General features: G+C 56.0%; 23 protein-coding genes. 11 read left to right on the top strand and 12 right to left on the bottom strand.

Translation table 11 applies throughout. From position 1 onward, the window contains the following. The first annotated feature begins 35 nt into the window (after positions 1–35). Together BW940_RS18610 and BW940_RS18605 are read left to right on the top strand one after the other, a co-directional pair. The gene (locus BW940_RS18610) at positions 36–1265 is read left to right on the top strand and encodes a molybdopterin molybdotransferase MoeA (protein ID WP_076610695.1); all 1230 of its coding nucleotides are present in this window, start codon (positions 36–38) and stop codon (positions 1263–1265) included. Beyond that, positions 1262–1939 carry a nucleotidyltransferase family protein gene (locus BW940_RS18605; protein ID WP_076610694.1) on the top strand — a complete coding sequence of 226 codons (678 nt, stop codon included), beginning with the start codon at positions 1262–1264 and terminating at the stop codon, positions 1937–1939. Before BW940_RS18610 ends, BW940_RS18605 begins: the two co-directional genes overlap by 4 nt. An 18-nt stretch (positions 1940–1957) precedes the next feature. Here BW940_RS18605 and BW940_RS21235 read toward each other — a convergent pair whose 3' ends face one another. The 5 genes from BW940_RS21235 to BW940_RS18580 all read right to left on the bottom strand — a co-directional run bounded on the left by BW940_RS21235 (position 1958) and on the right by BW940_RS18580 (position 5009). Then, positions 1958–2110 carry an AbrB/MazE/SpoVT family DNA-binding domain-containing protein gene (locus BW940_RS21235; protein WP_006067993.1) on the bottom strand — a complete coding sequence of 51 codons (153 nt, stop codon included), beginning with the start codon at positions 2108–2110 and terminating at the stop codon, positions 1958–1960. Positions 2111–2243: 133 nt separating this feature from the next. After that, entirely contained in the window at positions 2244–2537 is a 294-nt protein-coding gene (locus BW940_RS18595; protein WP_076610693.1) for a hypothetical protein, read from the bottom strand. An 84-nt stretch (positions 2538–2621) separates the two neighbouring features. After that, positions 2622–3668: a phytoene/squalene synthase family protein gene (locus BW940_RS18590; protein WP_076610692.1), complete on the bottom strand. Its 1047-nt coding sequence runs from the start codon at positions 3666–3668 to the stop codon at positions 2622–2624. Positions 3669–3740: 72 nt separating this feature from the next. Then, positions 3741–4040 carry a PadR family transcriptional regulator gene (locus BW940_RS18585; protein ID WP_076610691.1) on the bottom strand — a complete coding sequence of 100 codons (300 nt, stop codon included), beginning with the start codon at positions 4038–4040 and terminating at the stop codon, positions 3741–3743. Positions 4041–4088: 48 nt separating this feature from the next. Next, complete coding sequence (locus tag BW940_RS18580) at positions 4089–5009, bottom strand: DUF3267 domain-containing protein (protein ID WP_076610690.1); 921 nt, start codon at positions 5007–5009, stop codon at positions 4089–4091. 125 nt (positions 5010–5134) lie between these two features. Here BW940_RS18580 and BW940_RS18575 point away from each other — a divergent pair, with 125 nt between their 5' ends. The 5 genes from BW940_RS18575 to BW940_RS18555 all read left to right on the top strand — a co-directional run bounded on the left by BW940_RS18575 (position 5135) and on the right by BW940_RS18555 (position 8006). Further along, complete coding sequence (locus BW940_RS18575; protein ID WP_076610689.1) at positions 5135–5434, top strand: DUF7111 family protein; 300 nt, start codon at positions 5135–5137, stop codon at positions 5432–5434. 311 nt (positions 5435–5745) lie between these two features. Beyond that, positions 5746–5964 (top strand): transcription initiation factor IIE, alpha subunit, encoded by a 219-nt coding sequence (locus BW940_RS18570; RefSeq protein ID WP_076610688.1) that lies wholly within the window; start codon positions 5746–5748, stop codon positions 5962–5964. Next, a complete protein-coding gene (locus BW940_RS18565; protein WP_076610687.1) occupies positions 5951–6544 on the top strand; it encodes an HTH domain-containing protein in 594 nt (197 codons plus the stop codon). Before BW940_RS18570 ends, BW940_RS18565 begins: the two co-directional genes overlap by 14 nt. Beyond that, positions 6541–7341 (top strand): beta-ketoacyl-ACP reductase, encoded by an 801-nt coding sequence (locus tag BW940_RS18560; RefSeq protein WP_076610686.1) that lies wholly within the window; start codon positions 6541–6543, stop codon positions 7339–7341. Before BW940_RS18565 ends, BW940_RS18560 begins: the two co-directional genes overlap by 4 nt. Positions 7342–7454: 113 nt before the next feature. Beyond that, positions 7455–8006 (top strand): carboxymuconolactone decarboxylase family protein, encoded by a 552-nt coding sequence (locus tag BW940_RS18555; RefSeq protein ID WP_076610685.1) that lies wholly within the window; start codon positions 7455–7457, stop codon positions 8004–8006. A gap of 253 nt (positions 8007–8259) precedes the next feature. Here BW940_RS18555 and BW940_RS18550 read toward each other — a convergent pair whose 3' ends face one another. Beyond that, positions 8260–8982 carry a helix-turn-helix domain-containing protein gene (locus BW940_RS18550; RefSeq protein WP_076610684.1) on the bottom strand — a complete coding sequence of 241 codons (723 nt, stop codon included), beginning with the start codon at positions 8980–8982 and terminating at the stop codon, positions 8260–8262. A gap of 190 nt (positions 8983–9172) precedes the next feature. Between BW940_RS18550 and BW940_RS18545 the strand changes: the two genes are divergently transcribed. Next, entirely contained in the window at positions 9173–10462 is a 1290-nt protein-coding gene (locus tag BW940_RS18545; RefSeq protein ID WP_076610683.1) for an MFS transporter, read from the top strand. A gap of 330 nt (positions 10463–10792) precedes the next feature. Next, on the top strand, positions 10793–11812 hold the full coding sequence (locus BW940_RS18540; protein WP_076610682.1) for a tyrosine-type recombinase/integrase: 1020 nt from the start codon (positions 10793–10795) through the stop codon (positions 11810–11812). Between the two features lie 138 nt (positions 11813–11950). On the opposite strand, the gene BW940_RS18535 is transcribed toward BW940_RS18540, so the two are convergent. Together BW940_RS18535 and BW940_RS18530 are read right to left on the bottom strand one after the other, a co-directional pair. Continuing rightward, positions 11951–13177, bottom strand: coding sequence for a hypothetical protein (locus BW940_RS18535; protein WP_159440191.1), 1227 nt, complete (start codon positions 13175–13177; stop codon positions 11951–11953). A gap of 155 nt (positions 13178–13332) precedes the next feature. Continuing rightward, complete coding sequence (locus tag BW940_RS18530; RefSeq protein ID WP_084776817.1) at positions 13333–14484, bottom strand: tyrosine-type recombinase/integrase; 1152 nt, start codon at positions 14482–14484, stop codon at positions 13333–13335. A 364-nt stretch (positions 14485–14848) separates the two neighbouring features. Here BW940_RS18530 and BW940_RS21225 point away from each other — a divergent pair, with 364 nt between their 5' ends. Both BW940_RS21225 and BW940_RS18525 read left to right on the top strand, forming a co-directional pair. Continuing rightward, positions 14849–15922, top strand: a complete 1074-nt coding sequence (locus BW940_RS21225) for a hypothetical protein (RefSeq protein WP_143823945.1) — start codon at positions 14849–14851, stop codon at positions 15920–15922. A gap of 176 nt (positions 15923–16098) precedes the next feature. Further along, entirely contained in the window at positions 16099–17499 is a 1401-nt protein-coding gene (locus BW940_RS18525) for a hypothetical protein (protein ID WP_076610680.1), read from the top strand. Positions 17500–17864: 365 nt separating this feature from the next. Here the strand turns inward: BW940_RS18525 and BW940_RS18515 are convergent, their stop codons facing one another. From BW940_RS18515 to BW940_RS18500, 4 genes are read right to left on the bottom strand one after another with little or no spacing between them, the layout of a single operon-like run. Continuing rightward, complete coding sequence (locus BW940_RS18515) at positions 17865–18413, bottom strand: TATA-box-binding protein (RefSeq protein ID WP_076610678.1); 549 nt, start codon at positions 18411–18413, stop codon at positions 17865–17867. After that, positions 18413–21349 carry a DEAD/DEAH box helicase gene (locus tag BW940_RS18510; protein WP_076610677.1) on the bottom strand — a complete coding sequence of 979 codons (2937 nt, stop codon included), beginning with the start codon at positions 21347–21349 and terminating at the stop codon, positions 18413–18415. Before BW940_RS18510 ends, BW940_RS18515 begins: the two co-directional genes overlap by 1 nt. Before the next feature lie 4 nt (positions 21350–21353). Then, on the bottom strand, positions 21354–21902 hold the full coding sequence (locus BW940_RS18505; protein WP_084776816.1) for a TATA-box-binding protein: 549 nt from the start codon (positions 21900–21902) through the stop codon (positions 21354–21356). Between the two features lie 34 nt (positions 21903–21936). Further along, positions 21937–24546, bottom strand: coding sequence for an Eco57I restriction-modification methylase domain-containing protein (locus tag BW940_RS18500; protein WP_216819683.1), 2610 nt, complete (start codon positions 24544–24546; stop codon positions 21937–21939). Positions 24547–24722: the final 176 nt, after the last annotated feature.

Below are 24722 nucleotides of genomic sequence, written 5' to 3'. Positions count from 1 at the left end.
TCCGGTATATCACATCTGAAAAATAGGATTTGAGAATGACAGGTACTGACACACATGACGGTGCCGATCTGATCGACGTGGACGCGGCCGTCGACCGCGTTCGTGCGCTTCGAACGGAGTGGCTGCCACGACTCGAGACGGAACAGGTCTCCCTCGACGAACTCGCCGGGCGAACCCTCGCCGAACCGATTTCGGCTCCGGTCGACGTCCCAGCCCAGAGCCACGCGACGATGGACGGCTTTGCGTTCGATGCGACCGACGAGTATCCGCTTGCGGTCGTCGAGACGCCAGTGTTTCCCGAAGACGAGCCAGCAGCGCTCGAGGCCGGGACGGCGGTCCGGATCGCCACCGGCTCGCCGCTGCCGGCGTCGGCGAACGCGGTGCTCAAGCGCGAAAACGCCGTCGTCGAGGACGGCCAGCTCACGGGGCCCGACCTCGAGCCCGGCCACTACGTCTACCAGCGCGGGAGCAACGTCGCTGCGGGCGAGGAACTGTTCGATGCGGGCGAGCGCCTCGGGCCGAAAGACGCGCTGTTGCTCGGCGATCTCGAAATCGAGGCGGTTCCCGTCAGCAAACGGCTCTCGGTTGGCCTGCTGGCGACCGGGACGGAGATCCACGAGGGTCGCCATCGGGATCTCGACTCGCCGATGCTCGCCGGCCTCGTGCGCTCGTGGGGCCACGAGGCGACGTACGAGGGATCGGTCCCCGACGTCGACGACCGGGTCGAAGAACGGATCGCCGAGTTGGCCGACGAGTACGACGTCGTCATCACGACCGGCGGCACCAGCGTCGGTGATAAGGACTACGTCATCCGCTCGCTCGATGCCCTCGGTGACGTGCTGTTCCACCGGGTGCGACTCCGACCGGGGAAACCGATCGCCGTCGCGGAACTGCCCGACTCCGACGCCGTGGCGTTTGCCATTCCAGGCAAACCCATCGGTGCCCATCTGGTGACGTCGCTCGTCGCCCGCCCGTTCTTTGCCGGCGAGACGGCGCTACCGACCGTCGCCGCGCAGATGGCTCGCGACGTCGATATTTCGACTGCCGGCTTCACCTACGGCATCCCCGTCACGCTCGAGGACGGCGTTGCGATGCCACTCGGCCACACCGACTCGCCGCTATCGGTCTACAAGGAGACGTTCGATCCGAGCGTACTCTCCTCGAGTACGCGTGCAAGCCAGGCCGACGGGATCGTTCTGACAACCGAGGCCGTCGCCGCCGACGAGCAGGTCCGAGTCGTACCCTACCCCGTACTGGAACGATGACTGAAAACGACGCCGACGAGGACGCGGCTCAATCTGTGACCGCCGATCTCCCGCTCCTTGAGGCCGACGACGTGTCCCACGCGGACGACGGCCACAACGAGCCAGCAGTGGCTGGCGTGTTGCTCGCCGCCGGCACGAGCAGTCGCTACGGAACTGAGAATAAACTGCTAGCGACACTCGAGGGCGAGCCGATCGTCCGTCACGCCGCCCGACCGCTCGTTCGGAGCAGCGTCGACCCGGTCGTCGTCGTCCTCGGCCACGAGGCAGATCGGGTGCAGGATGCACTTGAGGGGCTGCCGGTCGAGACGGTCATCAACGAGGCCTACGACACCGGGCAGGCGTCGTCGCTTCGGGCTGGCATCGAGGCCGTGTATGACTGCGACGACGTTGATGCTGTCCTCGTCGCGCTCGGAGATATGCCCTTCGTCACACCTGAGACGATCGAGACGGTGGTGTCGGCGTACGCCGCCGGCGCTGGCGAGGCCCTCGCCGCAGCGTTCGATGGAGACCGCGGCAACCCAGTGTTGTTCGATGCCCGCTTTTTCGGCGCGCTCACCGACGTCGACGGCGACATCGGCGGTCGGGAAATCCTCCTCGAGAGCGACTCGAGTGCGCTCATCGAGGTCGACGATCTGGGTGTCCGTCGTGACGTCGACGTTCCCGACGATCTCTAAGTAATCGCGTCGTCGTGGCTACTCGGCGTCGCGTTTTTTGATGACGATCTGTCCGTCTTCGACGTGCCATTCGACTCGGTCGCCGGCACCGACGTCGAGGAAGTTCCGGACCGGTTTCGGCACTGTTGTCAGGTTCTTCGAGGAAATTTTCGTATCCGTAAGCGTACCCATTGCTGGCGTGTACAGTCGTAGTCAATACATAGTTTGCGCTATGGAGCGTCTCATACGGTCTGTTGGAACGAGTTCCCGCCGATCACCAGCGACGGGATCGATGAGCGGCGGTCAGTGACGACAGCAGTCCATCTCAGCCACTCGAGTGCCACCGATGGGCACCACCGTCGGATGCCTTGGAGTAGTCTAAATCAAAGCGATCGGATTCGATGAGGACGGGACCGGGAACGTATCGCTCGCCCGTCTCGCCGACGGACTCGAGAAGGCGCCGGTCGGCCATCGTCGACAGAACGTCCCGGACAGTTCGTTCGTATCCGGCGGGGAGATTCGCCTCATCCATCACGCCGTCGACGTCGACCTGCCCCCGGAGGAACGCCAGCCGGATGGCCGACACCCACGCGGGTTCACGCTTCGTTTCCCGACACATGGGGGGTAGTCGAACGGAACAGAGTTATATCTTCTGACGACGTTCACAACGTGACGAACAACTGCGGCGAGAACGGACAGCGTTTCACTGATGGAGCGGTTTCTCCGCCATCTCCGTACGCAGATCGTCTAGTGCCGACCTCGAGACGTCCCCTTCGAACGTCTGGAGAAGGGCGTACACTTCCGAGCGCGAAACCTTGACGTCGCCCTCGCGGATCACGTCTTCCGGCCGCTCGCGGAGTTCACGCATCGTCCCGACCGCAAGCAAGTACGGAATTGCCCACGCCGACAGTCGGTTGCCGTGAGTCTCGGGGACGACCTCGAGATAGCGATGGGCGTCGTCGAGGTAGGTCTCGGCCCGTCCGGTGACGCGTTTGATGACGTTCGTGACGCCGCCGTGGTTGTCCGCGTTGGTGACCTGCTCGACGTCGACGTCCTCTGCCTCGAGCCATTCGGCTGGGAGATAGACGTTGTTCTCGTCGTGGTAGTCCGACTCGACGTCTTTGGCGATGTTGACCAGTTGCAACAGCAACGCGAATGACCGGGCGTTCTCCCGCATTTCTTCGGCACGTTTCTGGGAGGCTCCCCGGGCGACCAGCCCCGTGATGAGCGTCCCGACGGTGCCCGCGGCGTACCAGCAGTACTCCTCGAGTTCCTCGAGTGTCTGCAGGCGCAAGCCGCCTTCGTCGGCGTAGCGATCCGTGAACATCGCCATCCCGTCGACGAGTTCGCGGACGGGCTCGCGCATAATCTCTCGCGGTTCCTCGTCTAAGGATTCGAACGTCCGTAATACGCGCGGGGTTTCGGCGACGACCTCCCAGTCTTCGGAGCGCTCGTCGGGAATCCATGGCTCGATGTCGTCCATGAACGCCGCGACAGTCTGGTCGGCCTCCGGATCGAGTAACTGGTCGTACGTCGTGAGCAGTTCGGTCTGTGTATCCGGCGGGATATGTCCCGCGTCTTCGATCGTGTCAGCGACACGACAGAGGAGATAGCCGATACAGATGTGTCTCGCCATCGGCTCCTCGAGCCGATCGATAGTGATCGAAAAAGTCCGCGAGACGCCGTGAACCGCGTCGTAACACCACTCCAGGTCGGCGTCAGTTGTGAATTCGGGCTGGCCCGTGGTCATCTACTCGATTTCACTTTGTTCCCATCCCGGAAAAACACCGCGGTCCCGGCGGGATGTTCCAGTGATGGTCGCTCACTGCGCTTTGCCATCTTGATGCAGACACTCCCGGACCCACTCGTAGTGGTCGCGTAGTCGTCGTTCGCCACCGTCCGTGAGCGCGTACACGTCGTGAATCCCCGCCGTTCGCTGCTCGACGAACCCCGCATCGACCAGCGCCGACAGCGAACCGTAGAACGCCTTCGGCTCGAGGTGGTCGTCGTACCGCGCCTCGAGTTGGGATTTGAGTTGCTGGCCGCGTAGTTCGCCCCCATCTGCACCGGCAAGCAGCACGCAGATATCGCGGCGGCGGCCGCTTCGGAGCCACTTTGTCATACCCGTCGTCGGCCTGCCGGCCCCTCGAGCGTTACGGTTTCTGGTTCGTCACGGCCGGGACGACCCGGAGACGAACGCGCGATAGCTCTCAACCCCGAGCGCCCAGACGAGCCCACCGAGCGTCGTGACGGCACACAAGAGCATCCCACCGAGTTCGAGGTGGACGTCACCGTGTGCGTGGCGTTCGTGTCGGAAGAGCAGCCAGCGGCCGTCAGGGTCGCCGATCACGACGGTCCCCGAGCCGACGGCGAGCGACACCAACACCCAGCCGAGGATCGCGATCGAAAGCACTGCAAGCGTCCCGACAGCCCCGGAGACAGCCGTCGAGAGGGCACGAGTCCCCGGGAGACGGCTGTGGTCTCGCTCGCTCGAGCCGTAGACTCCGAACCCCTGGACGTCGGCGTCGGGAAGTGGGCCAACGCGAACGCTGGCGGGGTACTGCAGGAGGACGGCGGCCATCCAGAGGTCACCGATCGAGCCGGCGGCGTTGGCCGCTAGCGGGACGACCAATAGCGGAGTCGGATAGACGACCATCGCCGCGAGACCGACGACTGTGATGCCTACGAACGGTGCCAGCAGGGCGACGAGCATCTGGTTTCGCGTGTAGCTTGCCGTCTGCGTTTTCGCGTAGGCATACGGCAGGACGAGATACGAGAGACCGACACCGTACACCGGGTTGCCGCCGTAACGGGCCATGAATACACCGTGAAGCAGTTCGTGTGGAACCACGACGAGCGCGATCAAGCCAACGGAGAGCACGAGCCAGATGGCGGCGTCCGGCGGTGCGAACGGCGAGATGACGATCGGCTCGAGGGCGACGTCTCGAATCGCGGCGAGTACGTACCCGAATGCGTAGGCGAAGCCGAAAAAGCCGATCGCGGAGACGATGACCCACTGGATCGCGACCGTTCGTGTCCGGCGAACCGTCGCGATCAACTCCGTGGTACTCGATTGCTCCGGTTGGCTCACGGCTACACGCACACAAGGAACGGAAAAATCGGTATCGATTCCCATCGTCGAAACCGACGTTGCTGTGGTACTCGTGGCGTGCCGGAACCGATAGCTTCCCGGTTGTCGATCCGTGAGTACCAGCCATGACCGACGATCGAACGGCCGAAGCAGACGGCATCACGGCGAGCTACGACGAAACCGAGACGGAACGACTCCTCAATTTCGAGGTGACTGGTGACGGGCCGGCACGAACCGGGACGACTGCCGCAATCGCTCAGAACCGCGACGGATACGCGATGTTGAAGGTGCGACCGACCGCCGACGGCGACGAACTCGAGCGCTACTACGGGTTCGATATGGCACTCGACCACGTCGCGGAACTGCTGGGCGTCTCACCGCACGACCTTCCGATCCCGACGGCGGCCGAAGACATGGGAATGTGAGGGACACAGTGGGTGACGACGCCGTCGCCGGTTCGCTCACGCACGGTCACGACGACTATTTGACTCCGTCGAGCACGCACGTATTTGACTCCGTCGAGCACGCACGTGGTCGACGCTCCCACCACGTGGCTCGAGTTCACTTGCGTTTGTGCGCCGTCTGGAGCCCGTGTACACACCGATTTGCGGAGAATCGGGCCGCTACACTACTCCGTGATACAACCTAATTATAGTATCGCCTGCTGGCACTCATGTGGTATTTGTGCGCACGGCTCAGTCAGGTTTATATGAACGTTCGTTGGCATCTCTCATGGATGATGTCCACGAGCACACAACAGTTCACCGTTCCGGACGATCTCATGTCACCACAGACGAAACTGGTCTATCTCTCCCTCCACGTGCTGGAGGAGCCGACGGTGACAGAACTTCAGGAACTCCTGGCGCTTCCGAAGCTCACGCTGTTATCCGTTCTCGAGTCGCTCGTCTCGAAGGATCTCGCACGGCGAACGGAGGGTGGCTATGTCGGTCAATGAGTATCTAACGGCGAGTGAGCCAGCCGTCGACCTCGATTCGGAGACACCCCTTCGGATCGACTGCTACGTGCGGTCGACGGCGCCGCCGACCATCACAGAGGCGATCACCGACACCGTCGAACGACTCCAGCGGCTCTCTTCTACTGAGCGGATCGACACTTATCGGACCACTCACTGGCCGCCGGAGTGTCATACCGTCGACCCGACCGACGACGACCGGCCGACGACGCGTGACGAACTCGTCGGCGAGTTCGAGCGCTGGGCCGCCCATCACGGCCACTCGCTCGAGCCAGCGTTCCGTCGACGGGAGATTCGACAGTCGCTGCTCGAGCCCGACTGTGACGACGCACGCGAGCGACTGCGGGTACCGTTCATTTCGCTTGCGATCTACGAGGCTGACGACGAGACGGGCGAGGAGACGCTTCGCGGCGTCGTTCCGTACACGGAACACCCACAGACGGACGACGAGCGGACCTACACCGTCGACGAGTGGCTGTCCGCAGTCGACCCGTCCGACTCAGAACCGCTCACCGAACACGCCACTCCCGAGCAGTCGACACGGCTAGGGGGCCACCAATGAACGCAACGATCACCACGAAGCCGACCGAGCTGGAACTGCCGCCACGACAACCGCTTTCGGGCCGAACGTGTCTGGTGACCGGTTCGTCGCGTGGAATCGGCCGCGGAATCGCCCGTGAACTGGGCCGTCACGGCGCAACTGTCATCGTCAACTACCGCTCCTCGGAGGGCGAAGCCCACGCAGTCGCCGATTCGATTACCGACAGCGACGCCGACGGAACGGGACATCCGGTTCAGGCCGACGTCACCGACCGCGCCGATGTCGAGGCGATGAGCGACGCCGTTCACGACGAGTGCGGTCCGATCGACGTGCTGGTCAACAACGCGGGGATCACGTCCGACTGTACGTTCGCCAACATGAGCGCCGAGGAGTGGTACCGTGTCTTCGACGTCTCGCTGCACGGGACGTTCAACTGCACCAAAGCGTTCTACGACGACCTCGAGGCCGTCGACCACGGCCGGATCATCAACATCTCGAGTGTCATCGGCAAGCAGGGCAACGTCGGCCAGGCCAACTACGCCGCGGCCAAAAGCGGCCTCTTCGGCTTTACCCGCTCGCTCGCCCTCGAGTTGGCGGACACCGGCACGACGGCGAACTGTATCGCCCCCGGCTTTACGCGCACGGAGATGGTCAAAGCCATCCCGGACGAGATTCAAGACGACTTACGAGAGGACATCCCACTTGAGCGCTTCGCAACTGTTGAGGAAATCGCCAGTCTCGTCCGATATCTCGCGAGCGAGCAGTCCGGCTACATCACCGGCGAAGTGATCGACATCAACGGCGGCATCGATCTCTAGTCTCGGCGTCTCGTTTCTCCCAACAGGTCGACTGTCTCGAGTCCGGCCGCCACAAAACGACCAGATGGACCGACTCCAGTTCGCTTATATTCGACGTACGAATAATGTGTGTTATGTCCATAACCAAGCAATGCCAGTCGGACGGGTGCAACGAGTTCCGAAAGAAGACGTTCACAGCCACGTCGTTCGTCGTCGGACTCGGTCGGTTTCTCCGAAACCTGCCGCGGCTCGTCCGTGCACAGAAGGCCGACAGGGTCGATACCCAGTTCGCGGAGAAGATCATGCTGGCCGTGACCGCAATCAACGAGTGTCAGTACTGTTCGCGATATCACACTGACCTCGCACTCGAGGCTGGGATGGACGAAGACACGATCGAACAGTTGCTCGAGCGCGACGTCGACGGTGCCGTCGCGCCAGCGGAACGCCCAGCGCTGCTGTTCGCCCAGCGCTACGCCGAGACGAGCGAGAACCCCGGTCGAAACGCCGTTGTCGAACTGCGAGACACGTACGGCCCGGACACGGCCGCCGACATTCAAGCGTTCGTTCGAGCGATCTACTTCGGCAACCTGCTCGGAAACACGTACGATGGGATTCGATCCGAGCTTAGATGTCGTGCCAGCCAGGCAAAACAGTGCCTGCAAACCGTGATCACGGCGTTCTGTTGATACGGCCCAGTCGAATCGGTCTGTCTGATCGGACGTCACTCGAGGCCGTTCGACGTAGCTCTCACTCGATATCGTTCTACTCCATCCCAGTCCGGATTTCGGGCAGCGCTTCGTGTTCCTAGCGACTCATCGAATACAGGATCGTGCAGAACTCACATCACTATCAAGACTCGGTCCCAGTCTGTCGTAGATCGGAGTCCGACTCGAGGTGATCGGTGAGCGCGAACGCGGCGGCGGACAGTCAATCTGCCCGCTAGTCGGCCGTCGCCGACCGATCGACGTGTAGCGGGTCCGCCGACGAGGTCGCCGTCACCAACCGCAAGAACTCGCCGGCGTTCGTGAGCAGCTTGTTCTCCGCCTTCCGGAGGTGTTCTTCGTACGTCGACCGGGCAACGGACGTCCGGTCAGCCAGCTCGCGCAGCGACGTCTTTCGCGGTTGCTCGTAGTACCCGCTCTCGAGGGCCAGTCGAAGGGCCGCCAGCTGTCGATCAGTCAGGCCATCAAAGAGCTGATCGACCGGGGCCAACATGCTGTGGGGAATCTCCTGCTCCGAGATGGCGGTTTTCGAGAGCACGTCGATATCTCGATCCGACTCGAGGTCCCGAATCAGTGCCCGAACGTCGGCCTCGTCGAACGCGATCACCGTGTAATGCTCCCAGCCCTGACGGTGGATCGTCGGCGGCTGGTACAGGCAGTTGTGTTCCTCGAACCGGTCGATGATCGACCCCTCGAGCGAACAGAGACAGGCCTGCGTGACGACGTGTAACCCGGTGTCGTCGACCGATTCGTGCAGAACCGTCCCTAACTCGTCGATTTCGGCGCGCAGATCGTCCGTCGGCGTCTCTGACGAGGTAATCTCGAGCACCTGGCAGTCGCTCAGGTACCACTCTCGGATCGTGAGATCCGGGTGGCGCTCCGATATCTCCCGGTAGGGACACTCGTGTTTCACCCTGAACGAGGCCTCGTACAGGCTCATATGCTGATATCGTTCGCAGCAAAATTAATAGTGCCGGTCATGACCGGCATCATCCATATTCAGGCGTACTGTGTATGAGCGACTACGGATGGCCGAACTGAGAGTCTCTAAACGCAGTATGCAGTTCCGGATCGACGAGGAACCGTTCGAACACAACCGACGACTTAGCCGTCGTGCCCACCAGTAACCGATGAGCGAGACATCAGATCTTACACAGGGAATTCGCGAACACCTCGGCCAGTTCTCGTTGCACGTGCTGTTGGTGTTCGCGACAGGGCTGACCATCGGATCCGAACGGACCGTCGTTCCCGTCCTCGGCGAGGACGTCCTCGGTGTCGAGTCGTTTCTGGTCATCGGCTCGTTCGTCGTCTCCTTCGGCTTCGTCAAGGCGCTACTCAACCTCTATGCCGGCAAGTGGGGCGAGGAGTACGGGCGCAAGCCGGTGCTCGTCCTCGGCTGGCTCACGGCGCTGCCGATCCCGGTGATTCTCATCTTCGCCCCCAACTGGTGGTGGATCACCGCTGGCAACATCTTGCTCGGCGTCAACCAGGCGCTGACCTGGAGCATGGCGATCAACGCCAAAATCGACCTCGCCGGCCCCGACCAGCGCGGGCTGGCTGTCGGCATCGACGAGGCGTTCGGCTACACCGGCGTCGCCGCAGGGGCGTGGATTACAGGTGTCATCGCCGGCCGGACGAGCCTCCGTCCGGAGCCGTTTTACTTCCTCGCCGCCGTGGTGGTGCTCGCCTTCCTGATCTCGATTTTCCTCATCAAGGAAACCGTCCAACTCGCACAACTCGAGGGCGACGACGACCACCACGACGCGAATCTCCCGTTCAACGAGGTGCTAAAGCGAGCGACCTACGGCGATCGAACGCTGTTCGCGGCGGCCCAGGCCGGCCACATCGAGAACTTCGTCGATACGTTGTTCTGGATCGCCGTCCCGCTCTATCTCACGAGCCAGGGTCTCGCGATCGAAGCCGTCGGCGTCGTCGTCGGCGTCCACAGCGCGATGTACTTCCTCCAGATCGGAACCGGCGGTCTCGCCGACCGTATCGGTCGCCGCCCGCCGGTCATCGCGGGGATGTTCCTCGCCGGTGTGGGCGTCCTCGGAATGGTGTTCGTCGAAGGCTACCTCCTGTGGGCGGTTCTGGCCGCCGTTTCCGGGCTTGGCATGGCGTTGCTCTATCCGAACCTGATGACCGTTCCCAGCGACGCGGCCCACCCGACCTGGCGGTCGGCTGGCATGGGCGTCTACCGAATGTGGCGCGACGCGGGCTACGGTGTCGGCGCGATCCTGATCGGCCTCGCGATGGAGTTCATCAGCGCCGAAGCCGCCTTTTATATGACCTCCATCCTGATGTTCATCTCCGGCGCAATCGTGTTCCTCTGGATGGAAGAAACCCATCCCGAGTTCGGAACCCACGAACCACCCGCACCCGCTCCGGATACCCCTGCACACGCGACGACCGACGACTGATACGGACTGTTGTCGTCACTGACCGCCGATCACCGACCTCGCCGCTGGTGATCGGCAGTAAACTCCTCGATTAGAGTCGCAACTGACACAGCGGGGAGCAACCCGTTTCCCGTTGGGATCAGATTTCACTCCCGTCTGTGAAACAGATGAAAGTGCCGAAAAGACGGCTACCGAACACTCTACGGGGGAAGTAGTATTTGTCGAGAATCGAGCCGGTTGCGAGTGGGCGCTGCAGGAATCGTCTACGCCCCATAACAAATCCGTGTCAACGGGCAAGAGAAACGGGAGAAATCACGCGGCAAACCTCCAGCCGGGTTCGCTGGAGCAACCATGGACGAACTCGAACCCATCACACCGGACGAAGCAGTACAGCTGTATCTCAACCATCGGCAACGCGAAGTATCCGAGGCCACCCTACGATCGCACAAATCCCGTCTCAGCCATTTCATCCGCTGGTGCAACGACGAGAAGGACATCAAGAATCTGAATGACCTGACCGGTCGCACCCTTCACGAGTACCGGCTCTGGCGCCGAAACTTCAACGGGGGAATCAAACCAGTCACAGAGAAAACCCAGATGGATACGCTCCGCGTGTTCATTCGCTTCCTCGAAACTATCGACGCCGTCTCTCCCGACTTGAGCGACAAGGTGCTCTCTCCTGACCTCGAATCTAAAGAGAACGTACGTGATGTAATGCTTGACGAGAGCCATGCCGACGCTGTTCTCGGCCATCTCTCAAAATTCGAGTACGCATCCCGACCACACATCGTGCTCACATTGCAGTGGCACACGATGATGCGACGAGGTGCCGTGCGAGCGCCCGACCTTCGAGACTATCACGCAGACGACCAGTGCCTCGAGATTCGACATCGGCCAGAAACCGGGACACCAATCAAGAACCAAGAGGACGGTGAGCGAATGATCGCGCTATCGTCTCAGATCTGTACCCTCCTCGACGACTGGATTGACGGCCCTCGGCCCGATGTCACTGATGAGCACGGACGCAATCCCTTGATCACAACGACGCATGGACGTGTCCACGTCACAACAGTCACTTCGATCGTCTACAGTTGGTCGCGCCCATGCCGGATTGGCGCGCTCTGTCCTCTGAATCGCGATGTCGATGAGTGCGAGGCAGCGTGTTACGAGGGTGCGTCGAAGTGTCCCGAAAGCGTATCTTCGCATGCTGTTCGTCGCGGAAGCATTACAAATCACCTTGCATCTGATATACCGGTAGAAGTGGTGTCTGCTAGAGCGAATGTAGGTCGTGATGTGCTAGAGAAGCATTACGACAGACGGAGTGAAAAGTCGAAAATGGAGCAACGGCGAAAGTTCCTACGTAATCTTTGAGACGTCTGATTTGTAGGATTTCTTGCAGTCTTGTGATTTCGTTTAGTAACGTTTTTTCGTCTATTTTCGTAGGAATGGAACATAGAGTGCTTGCAGAAATTGACAACTTCTGCTAGGGACTACAGTTGAGAGTCGGCCTTATGTCTCAATCTCGATGGTTCTTTTATCGATACTGAATGAGTCTGTCTGGCTCCTGAAATTCCCAATACTATCGCGGGTACTGATTGACGTAATTTCGTAAGTTCCCCCAGGAGTGTTTTCTGGCCACTGATACGAGATTGTATGTGTTCCATCATCGACTGCTGGTGAAAAGTCACGGTACGCATCGAAGACTGCACCCCCGCCATCCTCGTGTTCGAAGCGAAAATAGATCCGTTCGATGTCTGTCTTGTCAGTCACCTCAACATCAATCTTCATACTGTCTCCTGGTTCGAATTTCCTTCCCGACAACGTGAAGTCGTGAACTATTGGAGCTTCAGTATCAACCGTCTCTGATTCAATCTCGATGGTTCTTTTATCGATACTGAATGAGTCTGTCTGGCTCCCGAAATTCCCAATACTATCGCGGGTACTGATCGACGTGATTTCGTAAGCACCTCCGGAAGTATTCTCCGGCCACTGGTACGAGATCGTATGTGTTCCATCATCGACTGCTGGTGAAAAGTCACGGTACGCATCAAAGACCGCGCCCCCACCATCCTTGTGTTCGAAGCGGAAGTAGATCCGTTCGATGTCTGTCTCGTCAGTTACGTCCACATCAATCTTCATGCTGTCTCCTGGCTCGAATTTCCTTCCCGACAACGTGAAGTTGTGAATTATCGGGGCTTCAGTGTCAGACATCTTTGACTCGATCTCGATGGTTCTTTTATCGATACTGAATGAGTCTGTCTGGCTCCCGAAATTCCCAATACTATCGCGGGTACTGATCGACGTGATTTCGTAAGTTCCCCCAGGAGTATTCTCCGGCCACTGGTACGAGATCGTATGTGTTCCATCATCGACTGCTGGTGAAAAATCACGGTACGCATCGAAGACTGCTCCCCCGCCATTCTCGTGTTCGAATCGGAAGTAAATACGTTCAATGTCTGTCTCATCAGCCACCTCGACATCAATCTTCATACTGTCTCCTGGTTCGAATGTCTTTCCGGACAACGTAAAATCGTGGATTGTAGGGCCTTCAGTATCTGAACTGTCGTCTTCGTCTGGTTCTCTCTCGTTCTCCGAGTCGTCTTCGTCTGGTTCTCTCTCGTTCTCCGAGTCGTCTTCGTCTGGTTCGTCTTCGGTAGACAATCCACTTCCATCAAGACAACCTGAAACCGTACAAAAGGCAGTTCCAGATAAGAATATGTACTCACGACGTTCCATGGGAAAACTCATCGAACTATGTACGTAAAAACTTCGTACTATTCCCTACTGCATTGACAATCCTCGGCGGCTATAGGTTTGCTTCCTGCGATATATGTCTTGTATCAGTACACCGCTTCTGTTAGATCCTGTGCAAGCCAGTAGAACCTCTAAATCTACTCGCCGTACCCCTTCTCCGTTTCGTGGGCGAGTTTCAGCGCGACACGCCGTGCAGCCATCTTCTCCTCTTCAGTCCGGTGATCGTAGTGTTTGTCCATAACTGCCTCTGACACGTCGCAGCGTTGGCTGATCGTAGCTTTCGGAACTCCCGCCTTCAGCTCCGCTGTAATGTACCCCTTGCGGACAGGGTGGCAACTCAAACTATCTGGACACTCGAATGCCCAATTGTTCCGACGAGCTGCATCGCATTCTTCAGGGTCTCGGTCGTACGGACATCCTCGACCGATCGCGCACGGGCGTGTCCAGGCGTAGATGTAGTTGCGAATCGTACTTTTGCCGAGCCGTCCGTGGGCGGTCGTGAGGAGAGGCTCGCGCCCCTGCTCGTCTGTGGAGGATTCCCGGTGATCAGCAATGTAGTCGTCGAGTACATCGCTCACGGAACGGGGTATGTCCACGTTCCGCTCCCCTTCGTAGTCATTCTTGAGCGTAGTTCCTGTTTCGGGCCGATGACGGAATTTGAGATAAGACCCGTCATCGTTGGTGACGTAATCTCTGAGGTCGAGCGAGTGAATCCCACCGGTACGCGCCCCGCAGGATGATAAGAGCAACCAGACGACGTGCTGGACGTCCCCGTATTCGTACTTTTGGAGCCACTCAAGTACTTCTTTCGCCGTTTCAGAGTCGAGGATTTCATCACGTACTTCATCGTTCTTGTCGAGACTCGGAACAATAACGTGCTCATGGAGGCCGGAGCGAACGACTTCCCAAGATTCGCAGTGCTTGATGAATGTGCGCGTGATTTTCTGCTGTGTCTCCTCGCTTTTCGGACTCAGTTTATCCACACGTTTTGAGGCCTCGTCACGCCGCCATATCCGATAGCTTGCGAGATCATTTCCAGAGAGTTCGTTCATATCGTCGATATCGGCTACATCATCGCACCAGCGGAGGAAGAAATTCCGAAGCGAGGATTCGTGCGTGTACTGAGTATTGTCTTTCAGTTCTCTGGTATCGAAGTACTTGTCCACAGCCTCCTCGGGAGTCATTGAGTTGAGAGAAGGCGTCATCTGTTCACCGAGCTTCTCGGCAAGTGGGCCGGCCAATTCGTCACCCAGTTCATCAATGAGCTCTGAGATGTCGGCACCGGTCATTCGCACGCCTCCACGAGATACTCCTGGTTGGGGTGTGAGAGGATTGTTTGCGGATGGCCTTCGAGCGAACCGATCGAGAGATATGTCTGCCTGATCATGGTTTGAGATTGTTGTCACTGGTTGGTCGATCTCGGGGAGACGGTCGCGCTATGGCCCGTTTTCAGGCAGCTAGGTTGGAGCGGGCTTACAATTCCGTGCGCGATCGTCGTTTCCTGCGTTTTCTCTCCCCAAAGCGGGGAAGTGCATTCATAAGTCCACCCACCACTTATAAACCTCCGGGAATGTGGGTCGTTCTCACACTTGCCCTAACAGACATTTGTCTGACAAGCCGTTAAATACCCCGATTGGGTTCTTTTCATATGTAATGCCCTCCACAAGTACAGAATATGTTTGGCCCGAATTCAATGGGAACGTTGAATTTTTGCCAGCTACTTCGGCCAAGAAACCCGATTTTACCTTGGAAAACGTTACTCCCGCACGCCGCGACTGGCTTCCAGATCTACTCGAGGGACTACTCCCATGGGTCGTTGAAGCAGTAGAAGAAGTCGCAAAGTGTCACGATCCGAAACTTCTCCACATGCCACGTCAGGGACACGTCCCCGTGATTCTCAACGAATTCTATCAAGTGAAGGCTGTTGGTGGCTGGTACCCATATGCCGCTGCAGAATTCACTGTGCGCGTGCGGGGCTTACCTCGTGAAGATTGGCCAACTCGACATAGTGAGGATCGACCACCTTCCGTCGATACGTTGGTCAAGATTGGAACAGGGTATCACGAACTGAATACCGGTATTGGTAATCTTGAACCAGGGCCAATGCAGTTGATTGCCCTCGCACCAACTACACCCCGAGTTTCGCTGTTACTGGATGAGTCCGCTTGGCGGAATACACAACGAGCTCAACGGAAACGAGGGCTCAAAACGATCGCCATCCTCTCGAAGACCTGTGCGATTGATCTCTTAGCATCGCCTTCACTCGAAACATTTCTCAGAGATAGACATCCAGAATGGATCGATACCTACCTTACTGAGAGCGGCAACACGCACACAGCAGATAACACCGCTTCCGTTTCAGTCGATAACGAGGTTGACCCCCAGTCTGTCTATGAAGCTCTCCAAGCATTCACTCCCAAAGGTGGGAGGCTTCGGTTATTGGCAGCTATCCCATCAAATGAAAAAGAATATCGAGAGATCCGGGATCTCAAGACCGATAGCAGCCTCGATTTGAGTTCAGGGACTATTGATCGCTACTACAGGGAACTTGAACAGGATCATGGATTCTTGGCAGTAGATGATCGAGGGTGCTATAATTCTGTGACTCTCACTCCTGCTGGTAGGTATGCTCAAGGCCTCTTAACTGACGATATCCAGATTCGTCATCCTCAGCAAGCCCGGTTTAGCGACGACCTGACCACACCCCCCAACTGCACACAAGGATAGTGTCGGGGGCAAATTCTACCCACCCAATAAAGGTGGGCCAACCCCTCGAAGCTTGTCTCGGGGGCAGTGCTGGAGGTTTCGGACAGCCCAGCACCCGCAAGCTATCGCCGGCCAGTTGTTGGCTTACTGAGCAAGAGCTCGTAGATCGACTTGCTGGGGGCAAGTGCGCACGGGGTGTGACTCTCGTCAATGACCGGATATCGGAATTTGACGATGGGCGAATCACCTACCTTGGTCACTCGGAAGATGAAGTCCACGTGGCTGTTCAGTGGGGTGGCCCTATACCTACCCTTGTGCGTCTTGGTGTTGCCTTACTAAGCGAGCGTGCGTTCGATCGGATTCTAACGACGTCACGAGTAGACCCACTACTCTCAGGAACAACAGCCTTCGATACCCTCCGTCTTGGGCGTCAACTCGGCTGGCTGTCCGACACCGAGCAGAACTACGACGATCTTCGGGCACGGTACGAGTCCGTAGGTACTTCCTTGCTCTACCGGCTCGGAACGCGGAATCAGAGTCCCGAGATTTGGTCACGTCTATGTTGCGAGGCTCACGGCCTTCTTGCAACAGCCACCAATCTCTACGACGCAGCAGGTGTTGATCTCACCATCCATATCCGTCTGCCCGACACCGACCAGCTAACGCGAGATGACTCTAGGTACAATCGGTTCATCACCTTTGTGAAAAATACCGTACCAAAAAATGCTGCTTATCGGGGGAACTCAGCCTCCAGGATGCTTCTGGAGGAGGATGGGGACAAACTGGGGTATCGGCTGCCGGTTGATATTGACGATACTGACCGTGATGCTGACCTCACCGCTGATTGGGTCGTTGTTGGGCCAGATGTCGCGAGCTTCCGCGATGACATCGTTGAGGCCTTCAAGTCGGTTTCTATTCGAGAACAGGTTGCTAATGGTACCGAGGAGGGCATCCGTATCCCTATCGAGGTTACTACAGCGAACACATATTCGAATCTTCAACAAACCGTCCAGACTATGCTTGAACGGCTAGGGCGACCGATTAGTGACAACCTCGACGTGCCGACGGTCACGCGGTTCTATTTACTCGCATTCGGTAATATTCCGCATAAATCCCTAACGTGTTCTCCATTCGACATCGCTGAAGCACTGATAGCCACAGATCGTCTCGAATCCACAGATGATTCCCTTACGATGCAGGCCTTGGTACGTGGACTGGGTGCTGTTGATTCAAAGAAGATTTATCCTTGGTTACCACCGACCGCACGGGAGTTCATGCGTGTACTATTCGAATCCGACACTCCACTGAAACGTTCTGAGATCCTCGATGCAGCCGATCTATCCCAGACATCATACGAGCGGCATAGGGGCAATCTTGAAAAGTCAGGGTTGCTTGTAGAGAAAGAAACCTACCACTATGAGGCCACTCTCCCGGGTCAATGGCCACAAGATGGTCTATCTTCGCTAGCCGAAGACGCTGATGCTGACGTCCGAAGATGGATCATGTATGAGAAACTCCTCGACGCGCAGGTTAATGCACAAAGCGTAGTCTCAATCCAGAGCCCACCACGAAGCTTGACTCGGGTATATATTGGCTGAATTAGAGTACAGAATCCGCTGTTAGTGGGGTAGGTAGTTGTTCAAGCCCGTTTCCTCCGGGGATCAGTCGTTTTGTAGCGGTCGAAGATCTCGCCACCGGAAGTGCATACACTCGCCACACTCAGTTTCGACGAGATAGCTGATGCTATCACGTGGATCGCCTGTTTCGATTCCAGCTGTGTCCTCCGTCACCTCAATAATTGTGCCCTCACTGCCGTGCCACTCTTCGTAGTCAGGATCGCTCGTATCTGGGATATCTATCCGAACAGTATCTCCCACATCGAACCGCCTCATGAATTCGTTTCCTCCATTCAGTGTACTGTGGTCATGAAACCCATAGAGCTGTGATAACGCTGTTCTCCACGTCAGGCCTCTATCAAATTCTGAATGCGGGTTTGTAACTGAGAGAATGCTTCCTCTGCCGTTGCAACCTCTGCTGCACCCGTAATCACGACCTTTTCGTTTGCGAACACTAGTATGACTGCTCCAATCTCGGGTGGACGGTATACGAGCCCTGGGAACTGCTCTGGTTCGTACTCGACGGCTTCCAATCCAAGTCCAATTGACAGGGTGTTAAGATCTACAGCTGAAGAGAGTTCCTCGGTGCAGACGACGTTCTGGACGGTGAACCCCGGGTCAAGAGACCTACTGCAAATCCCTAGGTCTGCCATCTGGATGATGAACTCCTCATTTGTAGATTCCAGTTCTTGGAAGCTGGAACAGCCACTAATAATGTATTTTCCGCTCCGGTACACCGTAATTAGAGGCCCACCTTCCACAAGCCGAACGTAGAGCCCGTGATAGTTCGAGGGGTCGTATTCGGTGAATGGAACACTCAGATCATCACCAAGAGTCTGAAGGTCAAGTTCGACGCCCAGATCGCCAGACCCAACGGCATTCACAATAGTTACCATCAGGCATCCTCACTGTTTGAAACTACGAATGCCGCCGAGACGAGGTCAGGCTCTTCCGGTGTGACGTGTTTCTCCTCTTCGAGATGGGAAAGCTCTTCATCACGTTCTCTGCGTAGATTTTCTAGCTGGCGTTCAGCGTTTCCGATTGGAGCGCTCATGTCCTTACCTTCCTCAGAACGTCGCTTGTATGTCTCCAAACGCTCTTCCCACTCGCTTATTTGTTCTTGGAAGTATCGCTCTGCATGTTCTCGCTTGATCTCGACTTCCCGTTCACGTTCGGCACGGGCCTCCTCGGCGAAGGATTCGACTCGATCCCACGCGGCCATTTCTGTTTGTCCATGCAGTTCGTTGGCCTTCGAGGCGATACGGTCAAGACCAGAAATCGACGAAATCTCTGACGGCGGAATGGTATCTACGAACTCCGGCGGTTCGTTCACTAACTCGCCTTCCTGGGTTACATAGAGTGGAACGAACTTCTCAGTTACAGCCTCACCAGCACCCGAAACGTACCCGAGTCGGTAATTGAACAGGATTCCTGGGGCCAACGAGTTGTCCGATGTCGTTTTCACAGCGACTTGACCCTGCACCCGATTCGAGTCGAGACAGAATCCGATGAGTGATTGAGTCAACGGATGATCTAACGCAATGAATTCCACATCCTCCTCCTCGATGGCAACGTCTTTTGTGAAGGTGGCGCGAGGATATCGATTCTCTACGAGTCCCCCTACGAGGACGTCGGGAACATCCAACTGGAATACGTCGCCTCCTGTTTTGGCAGGGCCGGGTCGTACTCCTTTGATAGACCCGCCAAACTCATCGAAGAAGACGCGTACAATCGTCTCGATGTCCGCCTCACTCACTTCGCCATGCTGACTCCGTTCGATGACCTCTAGGATCTCTTGGTCTTCGTCGGTGAGGTCGAACCGGTCTCGGATGAGGAAATCGTTCTCAACGGTCTGGAGGGCTTCTTTGCGCTCCTCCATTGTTGCTTCAATATCGGCGACAACCTCGTCTGTGGGTCTGCCCTCTGCAAGCGCCGACATAATCGTCTGGTCGAGGTCGAGGTCGTCGAGGACTTGCCCGAGAACATCAGACCGCATTCCGAGGTCGGATTCAATCTGGTTCGTTTTCTCGACGAGAAGGTTGAGTATCTCGCTTTCGCGCGTATCTTTGAAGAACAGGTTTCGAATCTCGACAGTTCGGTCTTGCCCATATCTGTGGAGTCGGCCCATGCGCTGGTCGATGCGAATCGGATTCCATGGCAAGTCGTAGTTTACCATTATATGGGCGAATTGAAGGTTGAGACCCTCCTGTGCGGCGTCAGTAGCAAGCATCAGATTCGCTTCTTCTTCGAACTTCTGCATCTCCTGACGACGCCGGTCTTGGTTGAGGTCTCCATAGACCTGTGCGATATCGTGGTCAGCGAAAACCTCGTCCCGGAGGTATTCGAGCGTATCCGTATACTCGGTGAAGATCAGAATCTTCTCGTCTGGGTCTTCCTTCAGAATGCGATCAACAAACTCCCGAAGAAGGCGGGCCTTCGAGTCCGTCTTGATGTTCTTAGCCTGCTGCCATAATTGCTTGACTCGGTCGAGCTCCTGATCGATCTGCGTCTGATTGAGGGTGATTGTGACCGTCTCAAGTGCTTCTTCGACTTTGGTACGCTCGGCATCAGTGAGCGTGTCGGGCTCCGTGCTGTAACGCGGAATGAGTTCCTGAACGTCATCAGGTAGTTCCTCCGCTACTGCATCGTTCTGAATCGCCCGCATTCGGTTCTCAAGCGATTTACGGATGGCATAGATGCTCGACACCAGGCGCTTCTGATAGACGACCATGGTGAAGCCAGCAGCCTGGTTCTCCTCCTGCTGGGCGAGGTTGTAGTACTCGCGGATATACTCGGTGACGTCATCGTACAACTTTCGCTCTTCCCGTGTCATCTCCACGGGAAGCGCTTCGATGTTCTTCTCGGGGAACATACGCGTCCCGTCGGCCTCGTACATGTCTTCCTTCAGCCGGCGTATCATCAGATCTTCCAGCGACTCGGGATTGATCTGCGATTCATGGCTGAAGCGATAGGGGTCGAGCAAACTAACGAGGAAGTAGAACTGATCGGATTTCCCCTTGTGTGGTGTCCCAGTCAGCAACAGAAGGGAGTCAGAATTGTCAGCTACTGCTTCACCCACTCTGTACCGCTGAGTACGCTCGATAGAATCGTCGCTTCCCCGGCGAGCAGTCAGATGATGGGCCTCGTCGAACACCGCTACGTCCCAAGGGACATCGAGGTTGCTGAGCGCCTCGAGCATATCGTCCTGTTTGGCGAAGTCAATCGAGGTGATGATGCGGTCTTCTTGAAGCCACACATTCTGGTTAGGATGGGACTGGCGATGCGTTCGGACAGTCTCTCGATCGTAGACGACGAAATTCCGGTCGAACTTCTCTCGCATCTCCTCTTGCCACTGAACCGCCAGTGGTGCGGGGGCAACGATAAGGACGCGTTCGGCTCGTTCACGGGCGATGAGTTCCTCTATGACGATGCCTGCTTCAATGGTCTTCCCGAGACCGACCTCGTCGCCGACAAGGTACCGATGGTCGTACGAGTTCAGTATCTCGTAGGCCGCCTGCACCTGATAGGGTTCTATCTCGATGCGATTGTTTGTCAGCGACAGGAAGCGGTCGTATCGATACGCAAGGTCAAGGCGAGTCGCACGTTCTCGAAGATCGTACTGGATGGGATCATTGATTTGCTTTGCTGCGAGACGGTCAACAATCGAGTCAATTTTCTCGATATGGGGCAGGCCACTTGGGAGCTTGCGTAGTTGTCCCTCTGCCGTGTATACGTGGAGAAGTTGAGAACCATTTGGACGCTCCTCAATTTTTGTGATTTCACCCTGCCCACCGGCAAACTTGACATGGTCTCCAACTACAAACTTAGTCATTTTTTTACTCACCCGAAAAAAGTCGTTCAACTTCTTCGCGGAAACTGGTGAATGCGCGGTTGGCTTCTTTTATTGACTTGACACCTGTAACGATACACTGGCCATTTGTCGGTATTGTAATTAAACAATCAAATCCATCTGGCCAATAGTATACAAACGGTGATTGTTCTGGTTCATACTCCACGTTTTCCAATCCCAATGCAATGACTAGAGCATCCAAGTCAATTTCACGGCCAAGGTCGCCTTTGCAGATGAGGTTCTGAATCTCTGGCTTGCCCTCTTCGAATTCATACTCGATTCCTAGCTTGTTTAGCGATTCATTGAGGCGATCATAGAGACTTTGAACTTGATCTTGGGTATCTGCGCCTACTATCGTATACGAGCCAGAGGAGAACAACATTATGACTGGCCCCTCCTGGCTGAAGCGGACTTGAAGACCTGGAAATTGCTCTGGGTCATACTGAACGTTCTCGGCAGTGATGTCAGTATATAGTGGGGTCAGATCAAGCTCCACGCCAAGATCGCCTGAAGCAACGATGTTCACGATTTCCATTATTGAAGTTTCATACGAGAAGTGGGGGCGTCAACTACCGGTCATTCACAGACGACTCGATCAATTCAATTTGTTCCTCTGAAAGGTCGAACATGTCATAAACCAACTGATCAATTTGCGTTTCCAACTCTGCAATCTCCTGATTAAGATCTTCCGCGGTAGTATGGATCTCAATATAGCGACTCATCCCGTCTTCTACATCATTTAATTCCGGTAGCTGAAGCGCGCTAAGCCGATCAATTAGCGACATTGTCGTTGTGGCAGTTTCTCGGAAGCCGGCGAACCCACCAGCTTTGTCAATAGCCATAGGCACAAAGTCAACTAGTAGCTGTTCCATCTTGCGGTCAAGGCCAGCGAACTGCATTGCATGGATGGGTTCTGTTTCCGTGTACCCCCACTGATCGGTTTCGTACTCGTCAGGTTCTACTGGTTTGTATCGTGCTGTCGCATATAGGTTCACTGTACCGTTTTCACGCGTGACACTCACATCGCCCAGTCGGAGGTTATCCTTATCATCGGTTGTTGCAGTGAGAACTGTTCCGCTGAGGTTATTCGCAGGCATATACAATTCACCGAGGTTCTTCCCTTCAGAGTAGTTTCCAAGATAATCTCCCAAATTCAAGTTTAACGCGTCCAACTCCGCAGTCTTGTTGCAAATAACTTCCACAAGTTCCTCAAGGCGGTCATCAATTGAAGGGGGAATCGGAACCTCATCCAAGTAACTGCATGAGTAACTGTAATATCCTCCTCGTTTGATTCGGGAGATGGAATGCAAGTAGAACTCTGCGACTTTCGAGTTCAGCATACCAAGTAATGTTTCAGCGGACAGATTTTCAGGAACAACGGAAAATACTCGCGCGTTACTGTATCCGCTCCCGACTTCATCAATGCAGAACTGGTTCTGCTTTGATTCTCCAGATGTGACGATCTTCCGGGTGTTGAAAACCGGAATCCTTCCCGGGCGGGTCAGCTTGTACCAGTCATTGCCGTCAATGTTTTCTCTCGAGTCTTGCCGCTCAGCGAGCTCTTCCTTGTGCGAGAGGAGATATTCGTATGCATTCGGATACTCATTCTGTAACGTGGTAACTGAGAGTAGTTTTGTTTGACCATCGACCTCTTGGTATGGGTAAATCGATTTTTTACTCGCTTGCGGTAGATGCCAGCGTTCAGGATCACCGCCTCGAATGACATCTAAAAATATGTCATCCTCAATATCTGATTCTTTTGCCTCTTCCGGCTCAAACAGGAAGATCTCGTCTCTACCTGTGAACATCCCGGTACATGATTCTGCAAATTCTGTGAGTCGTGGATTCTCCTCTAACTCATTAATCAGGGCCTCTTCTTCTTTGTTAGTGAATGTCCATTCCTCATTAGGTAGAAGAGACGTTTGATATCGGGAGATTGCGTCAGAGTCAGTTTCATTACGTAATACGTCAACCAACTCATCGGATAATGAATTGACCTTGGTGTAATCCACAGTACGGTCTGTATTTTCACTAGGTTTCCACACAAGAATGCCTGCGTACGTCGTTGCATCTTCGAAGACAGGCAAGTCCCCGAAGTCAACGATTTTCTCAATATCTCGTTCCGCTAAGTAGTCGCGTAGCTTCTCTCCGTATGTCGAATTCCGGAACTGCATTGAGGAGATGTATGATGCCCTCCCGCTGATTTTGCAAAGTTGCGTCGCCAGTTCAAAGAACATCAATGAGACGTCAATACGGCGGTACGCGACTTGATACTGTGTCTTAAGGTAGTCAATCAGGTCATGGTCTAAGTTCTGTACTCGGACGTAAGGTGGATTCCCGATTATTGCATCAAATCCTGGGTCGCTTATTTCCCCACCTTCTTCGTTGTAGAAGACTTCCGGGAACTCTAAGCTCCAATGGAAGTATTGATTCTTTTCTGCCCATTTACGAGATGTCTGGAACCACGAGGTGTCCATAATATCTTCCCAGCTATCATCATCTTCTAGTGATGCAGCCATGCGTTTATACGCATCTTGGGGGATACTATCACAGCCGAAATGCTCAGCAGTATGAACGTTCGTCATCGCTTCAAGACGCTGACGAAGCTTGTTCTGCTCAAACTCGTCGTACTTGGACTCCATCTCTTTGACGTCAGCGAGTTCTTGATTCTCGATGGCAATGAAGTCCTGATAGATTCCCATCAGTTGCTCGATGGTACCCTTCCGTGTAACACCGAAGTCGGCTAATGACGCATTTTGACCGCTACCCCCGGTATCAGACTCTAGTTCCTCAATTTCCTCAATGTCACTACCTACGAGCGAATTCCCTGTCTTCAGGTGGTGATCAAGGAAGGCAAGCGGTTGTTCGGCGGCCAGGGTACGCAGCCACAGAGATACCTTTGCTAGCTCCACAGCGAGGGGATTCAGATCAACGCCGTAGATACAGCGCTGTGCAACCTGCCGACGAGCCCAATTGATATCGTGTTCCTTATTGACTGTCTCAATTCCCTGCTGTGCTGCTTGTTTCTCCTGTGCGTCGATAATTTCACGGGCGAGATAATCGATCGCACTGGTGAGAAAATGACCACTACCCATCGCCGGGTCGAGAATCTTCAGGTCAAATACTCGATCAGCAAACTCCGCAGCGAAGCCACGGTCACCCCGAGCACTCTGTGCCATCAAGTCCTCCCGAATATCGGTTACGAGTGGTTCTAGTGTATTCTCGACAATATATTCGACGACATACTCAGGAGTATAGTATCAGTACCTCACAAAGCATTACCAGTTAGCCTGACCTGAGTCACCTGTTCTGTCGTGATGAGTCGTCGATAGCGGTTGAACAACACTAATCGGGG

Origin of the sequence: Natronorubrum thiooxidans (assembly GCF_900156475.1) — an archaeon.
Classification (GTDB): domain Archaea; phylum Halobacteriota; class Halobacteria; order Halobacteriales; family Natrialbaceae; genus Natronorubrum; species Natronorubrum thiooxidans.
This window is presented reverse-complemented; position numbering and strand designations above follow the sequence as displayed.

What these genes read in the sequence shown, in the direction of transcription:
- BW940_RS18610 (WP_076610695.1), top strand. Translation starts at nt 36, where the DNA reads ATGACAGGTACTGACACACATGACGGTGCCGATCTGATCGACGTGGAC.
- BW940_RS18605 (WP_076610694.1), top strand. Translation starts at nt 1,262, where the DNA reads ATGACTGAAAACGACGCCGACGAGGACGCGGCTCAATCTGTGACCGCC.
- BW940_RS21235 (WP_006067993.1), bottom strand. Translation starts at nt 2,110, where the DNA reads ATGGGTACGCTTACGGATACGAAAATTTCCTCGAAGAACCTGACAACA.
- BW940_RS18595 (WP_076610693.1), bottom strand. Translation starts at nt 2,537, where the DNA reads ATGTGTCGGGAAACGAAGCGTGAACCCGCGTGGGTGTCGGCCATCCGG.
- BW940_RS18590 (WP_076610692.1), bottom strand. Translation starts at nt 3,668, where the DNA reads ATGACCACGGGCCAGCCCGAATTCACAACTGACGCCGACCTGGAGTGG.
- BW940_RS18585 (WP_076610691.1), bottom strand. Translation starts at nt 4,040, where the DNA reads ATGACAAAGTGGCTCCGAAGCGGCCGCCGCCGCGATATCTGCGTGCTG.
- BW940_RS18575 (WP_076610689.1), top strand. Translation starts at nt 5,135, where the DNA reads ATGACCGACGATCGAACGGCCGAAGCAGACGGCATCACGGCGAGCTAC.
- BW940_RS18570 (WP_076610688.1), top strand. Translation starts at nt 5,746, where the DNA reads ATGATGTCCACGAGCACACAACAGTTCACCGTTCCGGACGATCTCATG.
- BW940_RS18565 (WP_076610687.1), top strand. Translation starts at nt 5,951, where the DNA reads ATGTCGGTCAATGAGTATCTAACGGCGAGTGAGCCAGCCGTCGACCTC.
- BW940_RS18560 (WP_076610686.1), top strand. Translation starts at nt 6,541, where the DNA reads ATGAACGCAACGATCACCACGAAGCCGACCGAGCTGGAACTGCCGCCA.
- BW940_RS18555 (WP_076610685.1), top strand. Translation starts at nt 7,455, where the DNA reads ATGTCCATAACCAAGCAATGCCAGTCGGACGGGTGCAACGAGTTCCGA.
- BW940_RS18550 (WP_076610684.1), bottom strand. Translation starts at nt 8,982, where the DNA reads ATGAGCCTGTACGAGGCCTCGTTCAGGGTGAAACACGAGTGTCCCTAC.
- BW940_RS18545 (WP_076610683.1), top strand. Translation starts at nt 9,173, where the DNA reads ATGAGCGAGACATCAGATCTTACACAGGGAATTCGCGAACACCTCGGC.
- BW940_RS18540 (WP_076610682.1), top strand. Translation starts at nt 10,793, where the DNA reads ATGGACGAACTCGAACCCATCACACCGGACGAAGCAGTACAGCTGTAT.
- BW940_RS18535 (WP_159440191.1), bottom strand. Translation starts at nt 13,177, where the DNA reads ATGGAACGTCGTGAGTACATATTCTTATCTGGAACTGCCTTTTGTACG.
- BW940_RS18530 (WP_084776817.1), bottom strand. Translation starts at nt 14,484, where the DNA reads ATGACCGGTGCCGACATCTCAGAGCTCATTGATGAACTGGGTGACGAA.
- BW940_RS21225 (WP_143823945.1), top strand. Translation starts at nt 14,849, where the DNA reads ATGCCCTCCACAAGTACAGAATATGTTTGGCCCGAATTCAATGGGAAC.
- BW940_RS18515 (WP_076610678.1), bottom strand. Translation starts at nt 18,413, where the DNA reads ATGGTAACTATTGTGAATGCCGTTGGGTCTGGCGATCTGGGCGTCGAA.
- BW940_RS18510 (WP_076610677.1), bottom strand. Translation starts at nt 21,349, where the DNA reads ATGACTAAGTTTGTAGTTGGAGACCATGTCAAGTTTGCCGGTGGGCAG.
- BW940_RS18505 (WP_084776816.1), bottom strand. Translation starts at nt 21,902, where the DNA reads ATGGAAATCGTGAACATCGTTGCTTCAGGCGATCTTGGCGTGGAGCTT.
- BW940_RS18500 (WP_216819683.1), bottom strand. Translation starts at nt 24,546, where the DNA reads ATGGCACAGAGTGCTCGGGGTGACCGTGGCTTCGCTGCGGAGTTTGCT.